This window comes from Kitasatospora sp. NPDC127035 (genome assembly GCF_042726075.1).
Classification (GTDB): Bacteria; Actinomycetota; Actinomycetes; order Streptomycetales; family Streptomycetaceae; genus Kitasatospora.
In genome coordinates this window covers 162,108-179,439 of sequence record NZ_JBHXDN010000001.1, presented here as the reverse complement: position 1 = coordinate 179,439, position 17,332 = coordinate 162,108, and the positions used below count along the sequence as shown (strand labels likewise).

The window sequence follows — 17,332 nt, the reverse complement described above, 5'->3', positions numbered from 1 at the left end:
TCGTCTTGCCCCTGCTCGTCATCCGACACGCCGAGTCCGTCGAGAACGCCGACAAGTACAACGGCTTCTACCAGGACCCCCGCCCCTACAGCGGAGCCGCCGCCCATGCCATCTCCCGCACCATCGTCGGCCTGACCCCGCGCGGCTTCCGGCAGGCCCAGTGGCTCGCCGAGGTCCTCCCGCAGCTCGCGAGCTCCGACCTGCACGTCTACACCTCGACCTACCGCAGGGCGATCGACACCGCCGCGATCGCCCTGCCGACCCTCCCCGATGGTTGGCCCCGGCAGACCGCGCTCCTGGACGAGCAGCACTACGGCGACGCCACCTACATGACCAAGCGCGAGCTCTACGACAGCTACCCCGCACTCGCCGAGGACCGCCGCCGGCGCAAGCACATCTGGACCGCGCCGGGCGGCGGAGAGTCGCTCGCCGAGGGCGTGCTCAAGCGGGCCGCCGAGTTCGCCGCCCTCGCCCAGGCCGAACTTCAGGAATCGCGGACCGTTGTCGCCTTCACCCACCAGACCGCCGCGGTGGCCCTTCGATCCCTGCTCGAAGCCCGCACCTTGCCCGAGATCCTCGCCGAGGAGCGGAAGGGCAAGATGCCCAACGCCGCGATCCTCCATTACGAACTGCGAGACGGCCGGTTCACCCGGACGGGAACGACCATCCCGCCGATCTAGGAGGAGCCCGTGCGACACCTGTTCCTCAACGGGCCCGTCCAGAACGGGCCCTTCACCCTCGCCACCCGGCCCGGCAAGGCCGTCGGCATCCGCCTCGCCGCCGCCCTCAACGCCATCCTCGGCTCACCGCCCGCACCCCACCTGTGGAACACCGTCACCCTCGCCGGAGACCTCCGTCACCGCCAGGCTGAGGGCCCGACGATCCCCCGCCAGCGGTTCGAGGCCGACCTGATTGCCGCCAAGTACACGTCCGGACAGTTCCCGGTGGGCGGCATCCTGACCGACACCGACGCGGAGGTCGCCAACCTCGCGCTGGAGATGATCGAGAACAACCTCCGTGCCGGCACCCTCAGCATCAGCCGCGAGACCGTCCCCACCTGCCGGGCCTGCGGTCACATGACCGGCACCGGCAACCACCCCTGCAACGCCTGCGGCAGCACCGAAACCCGGGAGCGCACCGGCCTCCACCTCGTCGCCGAACTCGCGAAGGACCGCCCCGTCCTCGACCGCTCGGACATCCACGCCAGCCACCGCCAGCAGCCCAAGCACCTCCAGCACACCGCTGCCAACGTTGCCCAGCGCCTGATCCTCTCCCGAACCCGCGACCACGGCATCGACCTCTCGCCCATCGGCCTCAGCGGCCTCGTCCTCGACCCACGCGTCGGTATCCACGCCACCGTCCTCGCCGCAGCGCGCCGGCACGAGGCGGACACGGCCGTCATGACCATCACCGAGAACGCGGCCAACCACATCGCCGCCCACGGCCAGCACTTCCGTGAACACGGCGGCACCCGGCTTCAGTACGCCCTGCACGGTCACCTCCCCTACGATGACACGGCCAGCCTGCAGCCGCTGCACGAGGCGTACCGAGCCACCCAGGAGGTCAAGGACGGCTTCGAGCAGTGGTTCCTCCCCGTCTTCTCCCTGAAGGCCAAGACGGCTACTCGGCCGGACCAGCTGCCCGTGCTTTTCAAGCACTACATGCGGGCACATCTGGCCCGGCCGGCCGAGGCCAACGAGGCCGTTCTCAAGGCGGTGCAGCACGCGGTCGCCGCCGGTGACACGGACTGGATCACGAGCAAGCAGACACTGGCCAACGTGATGGCGGGCGTGTAGGCGAATCTCCTGCAAGGGCGCGTTCAGCGCTCTACGCTCGGCAGCGAGATGCCGCTGTGTTCATGTTCACCGGTTACTACAGGTACCGCGAGCGCAGCTACTTCCTCCAGCAGACCGCCGACGCGATCGAGGAAGAAGCAAACGCGGTCGCCCTTGGCGTTGGCGCCTACCAGGAGTTCGGACCCGACCAGGGGGCCAGGCGCTGGCGAAGTTCACCCAGCGAGTCGAGGACCTGCGCAACGAACAACGGCGCCGCCAGCAGCAGCTGGATCAGCCTGCCGAACAGACAGGCCCCTCTGGCCAGCCGCAGTCCTGAGTCGCAGCGCCCCGTTGCCCTCGGCTGTCATCGGTCCGCAGTTGGGTAGCCCGCCGGGACCGGCATCTGGAGTGGAATGTGCGGCAGGGGTTCCATGGCACTCCCCGCCAACCGTGGGAGAACGGTCTCGGAGCTCTCATCTCCCATCGCTGTCCTGCCAAGTTCGGTCGAACCCTCGGTAGAGTCTGTCGCTTCCTGGTCGATTGGTACATCTCTGCCAATCACGGTGGCGGCGTGCCCAAGATGCTGTGAGTGGCCTGAACAAGGAGGCGTAAATGCGGCAGGGTCATGGCGAAACTGACGGAGGAGCAACGGCAGCAACGGGCCGCAGCGCGGGCCCGTCGCGAGGCCTTGGCCCGTGAGGAACGGCACCAGCGGGACGAGGAACGTCGCAAGCGGTGGCGACGCGAGGGCAAATACCTCAGCTGGGAGGAGTACAAGGCCGGCGTGCCATGTCGCGGCTGTGGGCAACCCCTTCTTGGCCGAGCAGGCGACAGGCCTTCCCGGTCGCCAATGACAGATCAGGAGCGTCAGGAACGCGACGTCGCCGAGAAGCAGTTCCAGGAGCGGCACGGCGAGTGCCACGAGGGGCGCTGGGGCATTTCGGGCTCTCCGGTATTGCACTGCTTCGGCTGCTGTCCTACGCCGCCGATGGGCCCGAAGCAGGCCGAAGAGATCGCGAAGATCCTCTTCTCCTCGCGGTCCGAGGACCGGAAGAAGGAGTTGGATGTCTGGAAGCTGACGCTGACCTGCGACCACGTCAAGGAGACGACACAACACCGCGACCATAGCTACTACTCGATGGGGATCGCTCGTTGCCCGGAGTGTGAGGCTGACCGGGGAGTGGTGTCCAGCGAGCGGATCGGGCCGCTCTGCGACAACGGCGTCGTGCGCGTGCCGGGCACGCCTGGTCCGGTTGAGCGGGAGCGTCTTGCCGCCGAGCTGACGTCAGTGGAAGCGAGGCTCAAACGTCAGCAGAAGAGCGCCGCTGCCACGCAGAGCCGCATCAACGAGATCAGGGCACAGCTCGCTGCGGGTGCTGACGGCGGGGACCGAACATGACTGTCGCAGATCGAACCGATGGGACCCACGTGGGGTCGCCGGTCCTGACGCTGGCGGAGGCTGCGGCCTATGTGCGCAGGACGCCGAAGGCCATGTACGGACTGCGTGACCGAAGGTCGGGGCCGCCGAGCTTCCGGCTAGCCGGCCGCGTGTACTACCGGCGGACAGCGCTCGACGCCTGGCTTGCAGAAGGTGAGGCCGACGATTCTCGCTCCAACCTGAAGCTCGACCCGACGCGTAAGCCGCCCGAGCTGCGCCGCAGCCGTTCAACATGACTGGATCGCCAGGCCTTTCACAAGGTACCGACCATCGCGGCCATGCGCCATTAGAGTGCTTTGCGGCGTGACGATGTGAGCAACTCACCGGAGTAGACATGGATATGACGTCCACCGAGCTTGCGCTGGCGGCTTTGAGCGGCGCCAGTGGAAGCCTTAGCGAGGCGGTCGTGACGGATCTGTGGCGTCGCCTTCGGAGCCGCTTCTCTAGCGACAGCCAGGCCGTTGCCGCACTGGATGGGCGGGACAGTAGCGATCCGGATGCGGTCGCTGTGCTGAGCGAGGCGCTGCGTCGTGAGGCCGCAGCGGACCCGAACTTCCGAAGCGAGATGGAGGAGTGGCTGTCTCGCCTGGTCTTGCCAGCCAGTGGCATCGTCAACACTGTGCGGGACTCCCACGGCCTGAACGCGCCGGGTGCTACGTTCAATGGCACGGTTAACATGTCCTTTGGTCAGGGCGAGCAGGCGCGATGATGGCGATCCCGCCCCAGCCAGATCGAGGCGCAACAGCGAACACTGTCGTCGGTTCGACGGGCTTCAACGCCCCAGGGGCGGTCTTCCAAGCTGCCGTCAACATCAACTTGGCAACGGGACTCGCCAATCCGACTCCATCGGTCGAGGAACTGCTCGCGTTGGCATCAGTGGAGGCGCCGTACGGCAGGCTGCCGGAGGCCGTTCTGGGCCGGGACGGGATCCTCACAGTCCTTACAGTGCTCGTGCCGACCGGAACGGAGGATCATCCACGCATCCAAGTCCTCTCCGGAATGGGCGGGGTGGGCAAGACTACGGTGGCCCTGTCTGTGGCAGACCGGGCTAGGGAGACCGGGGTCGAGGTCTTTTGGATCCAGGCCGGATCCGCAGCGGCCGTGGCCGACGGGATGCGACACACGGCCCTCCTGGCTGGCGCTCCGACCGAGCACGTGACCCATGCCTGGGAAAAGGGCGGGCGGCCCGCCGCCGATCTGCTCTGGCGCCATCTGGCGACCCTGGATCGCCCTTGGCTGCTCATCTTCGACGATGCCGATGATCTCGATGTGCTTTCGTGTCCAGGAACGGCACTGGCAGACGGCACGGGCTGGGTCAGGCCCCCAGTTGGCAAGTCACAAGGGGTCCTGGTCACCACCCGCGACAGCAACAACCGATCCTGGGGCAACCGGGTCGCAAGCTTCCACCGCCTCGAGGTGCTTGAACTCGAATTTGCAGGCCAGGTTCTCCAGGAACTGGCGCCCGCAGCGGGGGACATGGACTCCGCCGTGGCGCTGGCCGATCGCCTCGGCTCTCTGCCGCTCGCGTTGCACTTGGCGGGCACTTACCTGGCTATGGCACACGGCGACCCGCTGGCTGAAGCCGAGACCTTTGCCGAGTACGTCGATGCTCTTGACGATTCCCCACTGTTCCTCGACGACGTACACGAGGGTGTGCACGGGGATCTGCGAAGCGAGGAGGAACGTGCCCGCCGGACGATCGCTGGTACCTGGGAGTTGTCCCTCGCCCTGCTCGAACGTCAGGGGACGGCATCGGCACGTGGCTTGTTGCAGTTGTTGTCCTGTTTCGCGCCTGCCGCGCCCTTGCCGAAGGTCTTGATCAATCCGTCCACGATTGCCGCCTTGGGGATGTGGCCCGAGGACCTACCGCCCAGGGCAATCAGAGCGGCGATGGGCGGCCTGAGCCGCTTTGGCCTTATCGGACTCAATGTGCGCTCGGCAGAGCCTGTGTACCAGATCCATCGACTGGTGGCCGAGGTGTCGGTTGCCCCGCTCCTATCGGCCCCTCTGGACTACCGAGAGGTATGGGATTCGGCTGCCGACCTACTTGTAGCTGCCACTCCGTACCTGGCGAATACACGGGACCCGAGTTCCTGGCCAACCTGGCAGGGGCTCATCCCACACTGGCTAGTCGTGATCGATCGGTTGCCAGAATGGGGCAGCACCGCTGCCAATGAGCGTCTCGGCAATGTGTTGCTCTGCGCTGGGGTTGCCGTGGCCTATCTGAGCGTCCGGGGCGACTACGAGGCGGCGTGCCGATTGGCAGACGAAGCGCTGGCGCGAGCCGAATCCGAGAGAGTAAGCCCCTGGATCGGCGTCAACATCCGTCGGCACAGGGCGATCGCGGTTAAGGAGATGGGTGATCTAAAGGCGGCCGAGGCCGAACTCGACCGCATCGTGGAGGAGTGCGTCAGGTACTTCGGGGAGGCTGACCCCACGACCCTTACCGTGCGATACGAACGGGCAAGGGCCGCATCGCAGCGAGGGAAGCTTGAGGAGGCGGAGCAGGAGTACGACGAGGTGATTCGCCATGAAACCCGGCTGTACGGCGCAAACGCAGCGAATACACTTCGATCGCGACACGGCCGCGCGATCTGTATCAGAAGCATGGGGCGCTTTGAAGAAGCGGCGGACGAGGGGCGCCAAGTACTAGAAGGGCTGCGGACTGAGTTGGGCGAAACGCACCCAGATGTCCTCGAGGCCCACCACGAGTTCGCGATCTCCCTTCGAGATCAGGGAGAGAACGATCGCGCAGCGCAGGAATTCCGCCGGGTACTTGAACTGGAGGAGGAAACACTCGGAGTCGATCACTCGTCCACGCTAATCACCCGCTCCAACCTTGCAACCACGCTTCTCCTGCGTCAGGAGTTCAGTGAGGCGGAGGCCGAGATCAGGGCTGTGCTGGACGCACGGACCCGCATCGTGGGCCCTGATCATCCCGACACGCTCGACTCACGCCACAGCCTGGCCGTACTGCTCATGCGGCGAGGCGAACTCGATGCGAAAAGCGCCTCGGCGGTCTTCGAGCAGCTGATCGAGGCGCAGAAGAAGCAGCTCGTTGACGACCATCCCAACGTGCTGGCAGGCCGCAGTAGTCACGCTGCGGCACTGCGATTCATCGGCGACATGGTGGAGGCAGAGTCGGAATTCAGGTCAATCCTGGCCGCGGCGACCGCGCGACATGGAAGGAATCACCCAGTCACACTCAATGCTCGCTTTGAGTGGGTGATGGCCTTGGGCCGCATGGGGCGAACGGATGACGCGGTATCCGAGATGCGTCAGGTCCTGACGCTTCAGGAGCAAGTCCTCGGCGGCTCCCACCGGAACGTCGCCAACGTCCGCGCGTCGCTGGGCACGCTCCTGCTCCAGCAGGGAAGCCTTGCCGAGGCGGAGGAGCAACTACGTCAGGCGCTGAACGCCCTGGCAGAGGACGACGGTGGCCGATTGGATGTCCGACACGATCTCGTGGCGGTGCTACACGCACGTGGTGAGCTAAGAGAAGCGATTAGTCAGCTTCGAGAAATCGCGGACGACGAACAGCGGAGGTCTGGGCCCGCGCATCCCGACACAATCACTGCCCGTAATAGTCTCGGGGTCGCTTTGAAGGATTTCGGTGAATTAGAGGAGGCGGCGAGCGTCTACCGTGAAGCCCTCGCGGACGCGGCGGATACGCATTTGGAAGACCAGCCTGCAGTCCTGATGCTGCGCCATAATCTCGCCGTTGTGATGCGCATTCAGGGCGACCTAGATGGGGCTGAGAAGGAGCAGACGTCTATCCTGCAGGTGCAGGAACGTCGACTCGGAGCTGAGCACCCAGAGACCCTAGCCACGCGGCTGTCCCTCGCCCGTATTCTCGATGACAGGGGGATCACTGCCGAAGCCGAGGACGCTTACCGGGAGATCCGCTCAGTGTGCGCTCGTGTTCTTGGTCCCAATCACCGTCAGACTCTTTCTGTCCAGGGAAACCTGGCCTTCCTGCTGCTTGGCCAGGAGCGGGTCCCCGAGGCAGAGGGTGAGTATCGAGATGGGCTGGAGAGATGTCGGAGCACCCTAGGGGAAGATCATCCAGCGACCCTGAGGATGGGACACAATCTCGCTATTGCCGAGGCAATCCAGGGGAAACTTGCAGAGGCTACTTCCCGGCTCCGCGGGGTCGTTGAGCGTCGCGGTCGCACACTGGGGATGGACCATTCCGATACTCTGGCAGCACGGGAGGACCTCGGTAAGACCCTGTACCGGGCAGGGCAGCCGGCGGCGGCTGCTGAACTGCTCAAGGAAGTGGCAGAGGGCTGGTCTCGGGCGCGTGGCGCGGACCACGACGAGGTCTGGGAGGCGCGCTACCGACGAGCCCAGTTGCTCTGGGAGGCAGGACACCCTCGCGTGGCGCAAGAGGAACTGGAAGCGCTACTGCTCCGTACCTTGGAGACCCGGCCCGATGGGGATCGGCGCATCACGGCGCTGCAACGGGTGCTGATGGCCGTGAGGGCCGATGACGGAAGTTGCTAGGTCGGGGCAGTGCCGTGTTGATACAGGCAGGTCTGCGTGAGCGATGCGTGAGCGGACGGCACAACACGTGCCAGCTCGGACCAGATCGTGGATCACGGCGCAACCTCCTGACCTGCGGGTTCATCACCAAGTGATCGGTGCTGGCAGCAGCCATCATGATCACTCTCGGGCTCGTAATGCGTAGGTCGCGGGTTCGAATCCCGCAGGCGGCTCGGACGGAGCCCGGGTCGGATGTATCCGACCCGGGCTTCTGCGTGCGCGGGGTGGTGCGGGGTCAGGCGCGGCCGGCGGCCTGTTGGGTGCGGCGGGCCAGGGAGTCGATGACGACGGCGGCGAGCAGGACCGCACCGGTGATCATGAACTGGATGGCGTTGCTGAGGCCCTGGATGTTCATGCCGGACTGGATCGACCCGATCACCAGCGCGCCGAGCAGGGCCGACCAGGTCTTGCCGCGTCCGCCGAAGAGGCTGGTGCCGCCGATGACGGCCGCCGCGATGGCGTTCATCAGCAGGTTGCCGCCGCCGGAGGTCTGGCTGGCCGACTGGATCTGCGCGGCCAGGAAGAGGCCGCCGATGCCCGCCATCGTCGAGCAGATGACGAAGACGCTGATCCGGATCCAGGAGACGTTGATGCCGGCGCGGCGGGCGCCCTCGATGTTGCCGCCGAGGGCGAACACCTGGCGGCCGTACCGGGTGCGGCGCAGCACGAAGTCCAGCACCACGATGAAGATCAGGAAGATCAGCAGGGCGAGCGGGAGCCCCTTGTACTGGTTGAGCGTGTAGGCCGCCAGGAAGGCGATGACGGCCAGGACCGCGGTGCGCAGCACGATGTCCACGATCGGCCGGGAGGGTACTCCGGCGCGCTGGCGGCGGCGGGTGTCGACCAGCGTGGCGAGGAGGAACAGGGCGACGCCGACCAGGGCCGCGCCGTACGCGGCGGCCTGCTGACCGTAGATGGTGCTGTACAGCCTGGAGACGATGTCGTTGCCGGAGAGGTTGACCGTGCCGCTGGAGCCCAGGATCTGCAGCATGGCGCCGTTCCAGCCGAGGTTGCCGGCGAGGGTGACGACGAAGGCGGGCACGCCGACCTTGGCGAAGAACAGGCCCTGGATCAGGCCGACGACGGCGCCGCCGGCGATGGCCACGATCAGCGCCACCCACTGGTTCACGCCGTGGGTGACGTTCATGACCGCGAAGATCGCCGCGCACAGGCCGCTGACCGAGCCGACCGACAGGTCGATCTCGCCGAGCAGCAGGACGAAGACGACGCCGATCGCGATCATGCCGGTGCCGACGATCTGCTGCGACAGGTTGGAGAGGTTCTGCGCGGAGAGGAAGCTGCTGTTGAGGCTGCCGAACACGGCCCAGATGACGATCAGGGCCAGGACGACCGGCAGCGAGCCGAGTTCGCCGCTGCCGAGGCGGCGGCGGAACTCGCCCAGGTAGCCCTTGACGCCCTCCTGGCGGACGATCAGCCGGGGGTCGACGGCGGGGGTCGCCTCGGGCGCCACCGGGACGGGTGCGTTGACGCCCCCCTTCGGCATGCTGTCCTCGGGAAGCGGGACGTGGCGGCGCTGCTCGCCGTCCGGGGTGTCGTCGCTCACTGGGTGCCCTCCGTGCCGCGGGCCTGCCGACGGGTCACGGCGTTGTCCGTGGCACCGGTGATGGCCGAGATGATCTGTTCCTGGGTGGTGGAGCGCCGTTCGAAGACGCCGTTGTTGCGGCCCAGGCGGAGCACCGCGACGGTGTCCGCGACCGCCATGACGTCCGCCATGTTGTGGCTGATCAGGATCACGCCGAGGCCCTTGTCGCGCAGCCGCTCGACGAGGTCGAGCACCTGGGCGGTCTGTTCGACGCCGAGCGCGGCGGTCGGCTCGTCCAGGATCACGACCCTGGGCGAGCCGATCAGCGCGCGGGCGATCGCCACGACCTGGCGCTGGCCGCCGGAGAGCGAGGCGATCGGGATGCGGACGCTGGGGATGCGGATGGAGAGCGTGTCCAGCAGTTCGCGGGAGCGCTTCTCCATCTCGACCTCGTCGAGCACGGTGAAGCGCCGGATCTCCCGGCCGAGGAAGAGGTTGGCGACCACGTCGAGGTTGTCGCAGAGCGCGAGGTCCTGGTAGACGGTGGCGACGCCCAGGTGCTGGGCGTCCTGGGGCCGGTGGATGGAGACCGGCCTGCCGTTCCACTCGATGACGCCCTCGTCCGGCTGGTGCACCCCGGCGATCGCCTTGACCAGGGTCGACTTGCCGGCGCCGTTGTCGCCGACCAGGGCGAGCACCTCGCCGGCGTGCACCTCCAGTTCGATGTCGGTGAGCGCCTGCACGGCGCCGAACCGTTTGGAGACCCCGCGCAGGGCCAGGACGGTCTCACCTGCCACAGTGACCAACTCCCTTGCCCCGCCCGGGCGGGGCGGGGCGTCTACGGATTCGGGGGGGCCGGCCGTGTGGTGCGGCCGGGGGCAGGCCCCGGGCGTCGGGGCCGGGGCCGGTGCCGGGTGGGCCGGGCGGGCCGGGCGGGCCGGGCGGTGTGCTGCTAGGAGATGCCGGCCTCGGCGCACGCGGCGGCGTAGTCGGCGGTGCAGATCTGCTGCGGGGTGTAGAGGCCGTCGGCGACCACCGTGGTCTTGATGTTGTCCTTGGTCAGCACGATCGGGGTGATCAGGTTGGCGGGCACGGAGTTGCCGCTGCCGTTGGTCACGGTGGTCGGCAGCAGCGCGGGATCGGGCGTCCTGCCCTGCGCGAAGGCGACCGCGATCTGGGCCGTGGCGTCCGTCTCCGGCTTGAACGGCTTGTAGATCGACATGGTCTGGGTGCCCACCAGGATCCGCTGGACGCCGTCGAGCTGGGCGTCCTGGCCGGTCAGCGGGACGCTGAGGCCGGCGGCCTTGAGCGCGGTCGCGATGCCGGCGGCCATGCCGTCGTTCGCCGAGTACACGCCCACGACGTTCGGGGCGCCGATCGCGGTGATCGCCGCCGCGGCCTCCTGGTTGGCGTTGTTCGGGTCCCAGTTCGGGGTGTCGTACTCCTTGCCGATCTGGAGCTTCCCGTCGATCGCGCTGTGCGCGCCCGCCTTGAAGTCGGCCGCGTTGGGGTCGGTGGGCGAGCCGTTGATCATGATGATCTGCCCGGCGTTCGCCTTGTCGCCGACGGCCTCCACCAGGGCCTGTCCCTGGAGCTCGCCGACCTTCTTGTTGTCGAACGACACGTAGGCGTCGACGGGGCCCTGCGCCAGGCGGTCGTAGGCGATCACCTTCACGCCGGCGTCGTGCGCCTTCTGGACGGAGGACTGGATCGACTTGGAGTCCACGGCGTCCAGGATCAGCACCTTGTCGCCCTTGGTGAGGGCGGTGTCGACCTGGGTCTGCTGGGTGGTCGCGTTCTCGTTGGCGTTGTAGTAGTCGATCTGCGCGTTCGGCGCGAGCTCCTTGATCTTCTGCTCGATCAGCGGACGGTCGAACTGCTCGTACCGGGTCGTCTTGGTCTCCGGCAGCAGCAGGCCGATCTTGATCGTCCCGCCCGACGCCGCGCTGCCCGAGGACGTGCTGCCGGTCGACTCCTTGGCGCTGCCGCAGGACGCCAGGCCGAGACCGACCGACGTCACCGCGATCACCGCGAGGACGTGGCGAAGACCGTTGCTCATGAGGATGCCTCTTCCGTATGGGTCCGACCCTGGAGTCCGCCCCTGTATCGAGTCTGCGAACAACGGCCGCGCACCACGATTCGGGTTGAGCCGAGCGGGTGCCTCCGGGTCGCTCCGCCTCGCTCCGCCGCGGGAAGCCGGAGCCGGAGCCGGAGCCCGGGGCCGGTGGGCGCCTGCGCCCCTGCGCGGCTGTGGAACGCGTCGGGCCCGGGGAGGGCGGGACGCCGTCGGCCGCGGGGAGGTCCTAGAGTCGATGACGGGTCGTCACCATGCCGAGCAGGGGTGGAAACGTGTATCACGCCATCGTCCGGCGCAACCTGCGCAACTCCTTCGCCGAGGTCAATCGCGGCAACTACCCGGCCATCGTCCGGCAGTTCGCCCCCGACGCGGAGCACTGGTTCTCCGGCTCGCACGCCCTGGCGGGCGGGCGGCACGACGCGGAGCAGATCCAGCGCTGGTACGACAGGCTGGCCGAGGTCATGCCCGACCTGCGCTTCGAGCTGAAGAAGGTCGTCGCCAAGGGCTGGCCCTGGGACACCGTGGCGTTCGTCGAGTGGGTGGACCACCTCACCGACCGGGAGGGCAACCACTACTCCAACCAGGGCGTGCACGTCCTGCGGATCAAGTGGGCGAAGATCACCGAACTGCACATCTACTGCGACACGGCCCTGCTCGCGTCGGTCTGCGACGTCCTCGGGCAGCAGGGCGTCACCGAGGCCGTCGCTCCGCCGATCGGGTACCCCGGGCCGTTCCGCGCGGCACTCCCGGCCGGGTGACGCGCGAGCTGCCGGTACGGGGGGCGGGGGGAGGCTCCGGCTGCCCGGCCCGGCCCGGCCCGGCCCGGCCCGGCCCGGCCCGGCGTCGGCCCGCCGGAAGGCCCCGTGGCGGACTCCGGGGCCCTCCTCGTATGCTGCCGGCTCGATCGTCCGGGAGGGGGAGCGGGAAGTGGACACGGCGGGGCGGTACCGGCAGTTCGCGACGACGGAGGCGCGGGGCAACTCCCCGTCCTACGAGAGGCTTTCCTCGGCCGTCTCCGGCGACCCGGGTCTGCTCGCACTGATCGACGAACTCCCGCCGCCCAAGCGTCAGCCCAACCTGCTGCTGGGCGCGGTGCGCTTCCTGGGCGGCCCGATCGACGACGAGTCCGCCTTCCGTGACTGGACCGCCCGGCACTGGCCCCGGGTGCGTGCCACCGTCCTGGAGCGCCGGACGCAGACGAACGAGCCGGGCCGGTGCGCCGCCCTGCTCCCGGTGCTCGCCCGGTTGCCGCAGCCGTTGGCCCTGATCGAGGTCGGTGCCTCGGCGGGCCTCTGCCTGTATCCGGACCGGTACCGCTACCTGTACCGGCACGGAGACGGTGTCACGGCTCTCGGTCCGGCCGACAGCCCGGTCGTTCTGGAGTGCCTCACGACGGGCAGCGGGTCCGGTGCCCCGCCCGGCGGTGACCGGGGCGGGGCGGTCGTCCCGGAGCCCGTCCGGCTGCCCGAGATCGCGTGGCGGGCCGGCGTCGACCTGAACCCGCTGGACGTCACCGACCCGCAGGACGTCCGGTGGCTGGAGTCCCTGGTCTGGCCCGAGCAGCACCAGCGGCTGGCCCGGCTGCGGGGCGCCGTGCGGATCGCCCGCGCCGAGCCGCCCGAGCTGGTCCGCGGGGACCTCAACGGGACGATCCGCGAGCTGGTGGCGGCCGCCCCGGCGGGAGCGACGCCGGTGGTCTTCCACAGCGCGGTCATCGCCTATCTGACGCCCGACGAGCGGGAGTCCTTCGCCGCCACGATGCGTGAGCTGGCATGCCCCTGGATCTCCAACGAGGGCCCGGGCGTGCTTCCGGAGGTGGACCGCCGTCTGCCGGACGTCCCCGCGACCGAGCACCTGCTCTTCACCCTGGCCTTGAACGAGCGGCCGCTCGCCCGCACCGGCCCGCACGGCCAGTCGCTGGAGTGGCTCCCCTCCGGGGGCTGAGCCAGGGCCCCGGCCCAGGACCCCCGGCCCCGGACGCACCGGACACCGGGGTTCCGGGCCGGGGACGATCCGAACCTCGCGACGGATCAGTTGCTCGGGCCGGTCCTGGTCCGTTCCTTCCGTTCCTTCCGTTCACTCCGTTCCTTCAGGACGTCCGGCGCGGGCGAGGCGGCGGACCGTCATCGCTGGGCGAGTGTGCCCGTCGGCCGCTCCTCCGTGGCCCGGCCGTTCGCAGAGGGTCGACCGTCCGCCGGAGGTCGGGCCGGGGTCGGCCGGGCCCGGAGGAGGACCGCGACGACTGCGGCGCCGACCAGCGCGGTGAGGGCGGCGACCAGCAGGGTGCGGTCGAGCGCGGTGGCGAACGCGGCGCGGACCAGCTCGGAGGGGATACCGGGCACCGGCGCACCCGCGCTCAGGGCGCGGGCGGCGGCCTCCGGATCGGGGACGCCGGTGGATCCGTCGGCGAGCGAGGCCCGCAGCCCCTGGTGGAGGACGAGACCGAGGAACGCGATCCCGAGGGCCTGACCCAGCTGGCGGAACGTGTTGAGCGCGCCGCCCGCCATGCCGCCGCGCTCCGGCGGGACGGCGGCCATCGCGCCGGCCGCCAGGACCGGGCTGACCGCGCCCACACCGAGCCCGGTCAGGGCGAGGCCGGGAAGCAGCGCGGTCCAGGTGGACGAGGCGTCGAGGGTGCACTGGAGAAGGGCGCCCGCGCCGATCACGGCGAGCCCGCCGGCGAGCGGCACCGCCGGGGGGAGGACGGCGAGCCGGCGGCCGGCCAGGGCGGAGACCGCGAAGGCGACGAGGCTCATCGGCAGCAGCGTGAGACCTGCGGCCATCGGGCCCCGGCCGAGCACCGACTGGAGCCAGAGCGAGGTGTACGGCAGGTAGGAGAACGCGGCGGCGGAGTAGACCAGGCCGCAGAGCATGACCCCGGTGAAGACGGGGCTGCGGAACAGCGCGAGGTCCAGCAGGGGGTGCGGACTGCGGCGCTCGACCAGCAGGAACACGGCGAGCGCGGCGGCGGTCGTCCCGGCCGCACCGAGGACGGACGGTGAGGTCCAGCCGTCCGCGCCGCCGCGGATCAGCAGCAGGACGGCCGAGCCCGCCGCGACGGTGAAGGCGGCGGCGCCGGGCAGGTCGATCCGGTGCGCGTCCGGGTTCCGGGACTCCGGCAGCGTCCGGCGGGTGAGGATCACGGCGGCGACCGCGACCGGCAGATTGACCAGGAAGACGGACCGCCAGCCCAGGTACTCGGTGAGCAGTCCGCCCGCGACCGGCCCGGTGGCGGCCGCGGCGCCGCTGACGGCGCCCCAGACGCCGAACGCCACCGCCCGGTCCCGGCCCCGGTAGGCGAGGTTGAGCAGGGCCATCGCGGTGGCGAACATCGCGGCCCCGCCGGTGGCCTGGACGATCCGCGCCGCGATCAGCACCCCGCCGTTCGGGGCGAGCCCGCAGCCCAGCGAGGCGACGGCGAAGACCGCCAGGCCCGCCGTGTACACTCGCCGCCGGCCGACCCGGTCGGCGAGCGCGCCGAGGCCGAGGAGCAGGGCAGCCAGCGCGAGCGCGTAGCCGTCCATCACCCATTGAAGGCCGTCGAAGTCCATGCCCAGCGCGGCGCCGATGTCCGGCAGTGCCACGATCACGATGCTGATGTCGGTCAGCAGCATGAACACCCCGAGGCTGACCGCGATCAGCGGCCACCACTTCCGCATCCCCGTACTCCTTCGTCCGTGCGCCGGCCCGGGCGGCCCGGCGCACCGTCACTCTCGGTCCGGAGCCGCCGTCCGCGCCGCCCCGTGGGGTCGTTCCGGCGGATCTCGACATCCACTACCGTCCCGGTGATGGAAACCGTGGCGCTGGACGAGCTGGACCGGGCGTTGCTGCACGCCCTGCAGGTGGACGGCCGGGTGCCGTTCCGGCGGATCGCCGAGGTGCTCGGGGTCTCCGACCAGACGGTCGCGCGCCGCTACCAACGGCTGCGGACCGCCGGGGTGGTGCGGGTGGTCGGGCGGACCGACGCCCGGCGGCTCGGCGAGGTCGACTGGCTCACCCGGATCCGGTGCGTCCCGGACGCGGCGTCGGCGCTCGCCGAGGCGCTGGCCCGTCGGCCGGACACGTCCTGGGTCAGCCTGCTGTCGGGCGGCGAGATCGTCTGCAACACCCGCTCGCAGGTCCGGCCGGACCGGGAGGAGCTCCTGCTGGGGAAGCTTCCCCGGACGCCGCGGGTGCTCGGCGTCAGTGCGCACTACCTGCTGCGGACGTTCGTCGGGGGGACGGTCGCGTGGAGCGGGCGGACCTCCGCACTGGACGCGGACCAGGTGCGTCGGCTGCGTGCGGGCCAGGCGCAGCCGACGGAGGCGGAGGCGACCGCGGCGGCTGCGGTGCCGGTGGTACCGGTGGTACCGGACGAGCTGGACCGCGCGCTGCTGGCGGCGCTCGCGGTCGACGGGCGGGCGCCGCTGGCCGGGCTGGCGGCCCGGACCGGGGGTTCGGAGGCGACGGTGCGGCGCCGGCTGGCCGCGCTGACCGGGTCGGGTCTGCTCTTCTTCGACGTGGACGTGGAGACCCGGCTGCTCGGCTTCGAGGTCGAGGCGTTCTGCTGGCTGACCGTGGCGCCGGGGAAGCTCGCCGCGGTCGGGCGCGCGATGGCGGAGCATCCGGAGGTGGGGTTCGTGGCCGCGACGACCGGCCCCACGAACCTCGTGGCCGGGCTGGTCTGCCGGGACGTGGAGGCGTTCTACGCCTACCTGACCGGTCGGCTGGGCGGTCTGGAGGGGGTGGTGGCGCTGGAGACGGCGCCCGTGGTCCGGAGTGTGAAGCGCTCCGGAGTGATGATTCGCTAATCGATTGATCGGGGTCGCTTGGCCGATTCTTCACTCTTTCTGGCGGATAGTTTGTTTGCTTATCATCAGACAAATTGAACGCCATGTGATTCTTTTCTAAAATCCCTCGCATCGACTTCTGGGCGCCCTTAGTATCTGAACGAACACTTTCGGTGAGCGTTCGACGGTGGACTGCGAAAGGGGGTCGTCATGGGAGGGCAGCTCCGGGCCGCGCTGCGCCATGTCGCCTACCCGTCCCTGCTGGTCGCCCTCGTGGCGATAGCGGTCGCGGCCCTGCGTCTGCGCTGGGATCTCGGCCGGGCGAGTCAGCTCTTCCTGGTCGGAACCATCGCCTATCTGACGCTTCTGGAATGGTTGATTCCGTACGAATCGGAGTGGACTCCCAGTGTGCGCGAGTGGGGTTGGTACGGCATCTACTTCGTGCTGACGATGATCGGCGGAGCCCTGTCCCAGGTGCCCGTGACGACGCTCGTCGGCTGGTTGGCGCCGCCGCATCCGGCCCTGCCGCTCTGGGTCGAGATCCCGGTGGCGATGCTGCTCGGCTCGCTGGCCAACTACCTCGTCCACCGGTGGTGTCACACCAACCCCCGGCTCTGGCGGCTGCACGGCGTGCACCACGTGCCCGACAAGGTGAACGTCGCCAACAACGGCGTCAACCACCTGCTGGACGTGGTGCTCACCCAGGGCGCGGTCCAGGTGTCGCTGGCGCTGGCCGGGTTCTCGGCGGAGACGGTGTTCGTCGTGGGCCTGTTCGTGGTCGCCCAGGGCTACTTCGTGCACGCCAACATCGACGTCCGGATCGGTCTGCTCAACCACGTCCTCGCCGGGCCCGAACAACACCGGCTGCACCACAGCGTCGACCTGGCGGAGGCCGGACACTACGGCTCCGACCTCTCCGTCTGGGACCACGCCTTCGGTAGCTTCACCTGGCGGCCCGGCCGACGGCCGGTCGAGGTGGGGCTGCAGAACCCGGCCGACTTCCCCGCTACCGGGGAAGTGATCGCCAGTCACCTCCAAGCCTGGCGTCGGCCGGTGCGTGCCGACGACTCCCCGACCGGATCGACCTGACCCGTCCGACTCGCCGGGGCGACCGAGTCGACCTGACCGCCCGGGTCGCGCCGGCAGGTCCGGTCGGTCCGGGGCCCGGGGGTTCGACCGGCCGGC

At 69.3% G+C, this 17,332-nt stretch carries 14 protein-coding genes; 10 read left to right on the top strand and 4 right to left on the bottom strand.

What is annotated here, in order from left to right; genetic code table 11:
• Positions 1-5: 5 nt before the first annotated feature.
• From ACFWIC_RS00780 to ACFWIC_RS00755, 6 genes are all read left to right on the top strand, one after another.
• Entirely contained in the window at positions 6-680 is a 675-nt protein-coding gene (locus tag ACFWIC_RS00780) for a histidine phosphatase family protein (protein WP_329885679.1), read from the top strand.
• A 9-nt stretch (positions 681-689) separates the two neighbouring features.
• Entirely contained in the window at positions 690-1,796 is a 1,107-nt protein-coding gene (locus ACFWIC_RS00775; protein WP_352291033.1) for a hypothetical protein, read from the top strand.
• 829 nt (positions 1,797-2,625) lie between these two features.
• A complete protein-coding gene (locus tag ACFWIC_RS00770) occupies positions 2,626-3,174 on the top strand; it encodes a hypothetical protein (RefSeq protein ID WP_352291032.1) in 549 nt (182 codons plus the stop codon).
• Entirely contained in the window at positions 3,171-3,449 is a 279-nt protein-coding gene (locus ACFWIC_RS00765; RefSeq protein ID WP_352291031.1) for a helix-turn-helix domain-containing protein, read from the top strand. The genes ACFWIC_RS00770 and ACFWIC_RS00765 overlap by 4 nt, the downstream gene beginning before the upstream one ends.
• 104 nt (positions 3,450-3,553) lie before the next feature.
• Positions 3,554-3,922 (top strand): hypothetical protein, encoded by a 369-nt coding sequence (locus tag ACFWIC_RS00760; protein WP_380514632.1) that lies wholly within the window; start codon positions 3,554-3,556, stop codon positions 3,920-3,922.
• A complete protein-coding gene (locus ACFWIC_RS00755; protein ID WP_380514630.1) occupies positions 3,919-7,719 on the top strand; it encodes a tetratricopeptide repeat protein in 3,801 nt (1,266 codons plus the stop codon). Before ACFWIC_RS00760 ends, ACFWIC_RS00755 begins: the two co-directional genes overlap by 4 nt.
• A gap of 274 nt (positions 7,720-7,993) precedes the next feature.
• Here ACFWIC_RS00755 and ACFWIC_RS00750 read toward each other — a convergent pair whose 3' ends face one another.
• The 3 genes from ACFWIC_RS00750 to ACFWIC_RS00740 all read right to left on the bottom strand — a co-directional run bounded on the left by ACFWIC_RS00750 (position 7,994) and on the right by ACFWIC_RS00740 (position 11,360).
• Positions 7,994-9,262: a sugar ABC transporter permease gene (locus ACFWIC_RS00750; protein WP_380357087.1), complete on the bottom strand. Its 1,269-nt coding sequence runs from the start codon at positions 9,260-9,262 to the stop codon at positions 7,994-7,996.
• Positions 9,263-9,318: 56 nt separating this feature from the next.
• Complete coding sequence (locus ACFWIC_RS00745; protein WP_380357017.1) at positions 9,319-10,098, bottom strand: ATP-binding cassette domain-containing protein; 780 nt, start codon at positions 10,096-10,098, stop codon at positions 9,319-9,321.
• A gap of 155 nt (positions 10,099-10,253) precedes the next feature.
• Complete coding sequence (locus ACFWIC_RS00740; RefSeq protein WP_329952376.1) at positions 10,254-11,360, bottom strand: substrate-binding domain-containing protein; 1,107 nt, start codon at positions 11,358-11,360, stop codon at positions 10,254-10,256.
• A gap of 290 nt (positions 11,361-11,650) precedes the next feature.
• Between ACFWIC_RS00740 and ACFWIC_RS00735 the strand changes: the two genes are divergently transcribed.
• Positions 11,651-12,136, top strand: coding sequence for a nuclear transport factor 2 family protein (locus ACFWIC_RS00735; RefSeq protein ID WP_380514626.1), 486 nt, complete (start codon positions 11,651-11,653; stop codon positions 12,134-12,136).
• A 169-nt stretch (positions 12,137-12,305) separates the two neighbouring features.
• Positions 12,306-13,322 (top strand): DUF2332 domain-containing protein, encoded by a 1,017-nt coding sequence (locus ACFWIC_RS00730; protein ID WP_380357024.1) that lies wholly within the window; start codon positions 12,306-12,308, stop codon positions 13,320-13,322.
• Positions 13,323-13,501: 179 nt separating this feature from the next.
• Here the strand turns inward: ACFWIC_RS00730 and ACFWIC_RS00725 are convergent, their stop codons facing one another.
• Positions 13,502-15,037: an MFS transporter gene (locus ACFWIC_RS00725; protein ID WP_380514623.1), complete on the bottom strand. Its 1,536-nt coding sequence runs from the start codon at positions 15,035-15,037 to the stop codon at positions 13,502-13,504.
• A 129-nt stretch (positions 15,038-15,166) separates the two neighbouring features.
• Here ACFWIC_RS00725 and ACFWIC_RS00720 point away from each other — a divergent pair, with 129 nt between their 5' ends.
• Both ACFWIC_RS00720 and ACFWIC_RS00715 read left to right on the top strand, forming a co-directional pair.
• Entirely contained in the window at positions 15,167-16,168 is a 1,002-nt protein-coding gene (locus ACFWIC_RS00720) for an Lrp/AsnC family transcriptional regulator (protein WP_380514620.1), read from the top strand.
• A 189-nt stretch (positions 16,169-16,357) separates the two neighbouring features.
• Entirely contained in the window at positions 16,358-17,236 is an 879-nt protein-coding gene (locus ACFWIC_RS00715) for a sterol desaturase family protein (protein ID WP_380357039.1), read from the top strand.
• Positions 17,237-17,332 lie beyond the last annotated feature (96 nt).

Excerpts from the sequence above, each read along its gene's own strand:
- ACFWIC_RS00725 (WP_380514623.1), bottom strand. The coding sequence starts at position 15,037 with ATGCGGAAGTGGTGGCCGCTGATCGCGGTCAGCCTCGGGGTGTTCATG.
- ACFWIC_RS00770 (WP_352291032.1), top strand. The coding sequence starts at position 2,626 with ATGACAGATCAGGAGCGTCAGGAACGCGACGTCGCCGAGAAGCAGTTC.
- ACFWIC_RS00715 (WP_380357039.1), top strand. The coding sequence starts at position 16,358 with ATGGGAGGGCAGCTCCGGGCCGCGCTGCGCCATGTCGCCTACCCGTCC.
- ACFWIC_RS00755 (WP_380514630.1), top strand. The coding sequence starts at position 3,919 with ATGATGGCGATCCCGCCCCAGCCAGATCGAGGCGCAACAGCGAACACT.
- ACFWIC_RS00750 (WP_380357087.1), bottom strand. The coding sequence starts at position 9,262 with ATGCCGAAGGGGGGCGTCAACGCACCCGTCCCGGTGGCGCCCGAGGCG.
- ACFWIC_RS00740 (WP_329952376.1), bottom strand. The coding sequence starts at position 11,360 with ATGAGCAACGGTCTTCGCCACGTCCTCGCGGTGATCGCGGTGACGTCG.
- ACFWIC_RS00765 (WP_352291031.1), top strand. The coding sequence starts at position 3,171 with ATGACTGTCGCAGATCGAACCGATGGGACCCACGTGGGGTCGCCGGTC.
- ACFWIC_RS00760 (WP_380514632.1), top strand. The coding sequence starts at position 3,554 with ATGACGTCCACCGAGCTTGCGCTGGCGGCTTTGAGCGGCGCCAGTGGA.
- ACFWIC_RS00720 (WP_380514620.1), top strand. The coding sequence starts at position 15,167 with ATGGAAACCGTGGCGCTGGACGAGCTGGACCGGGCGTTGCTGCACGCC.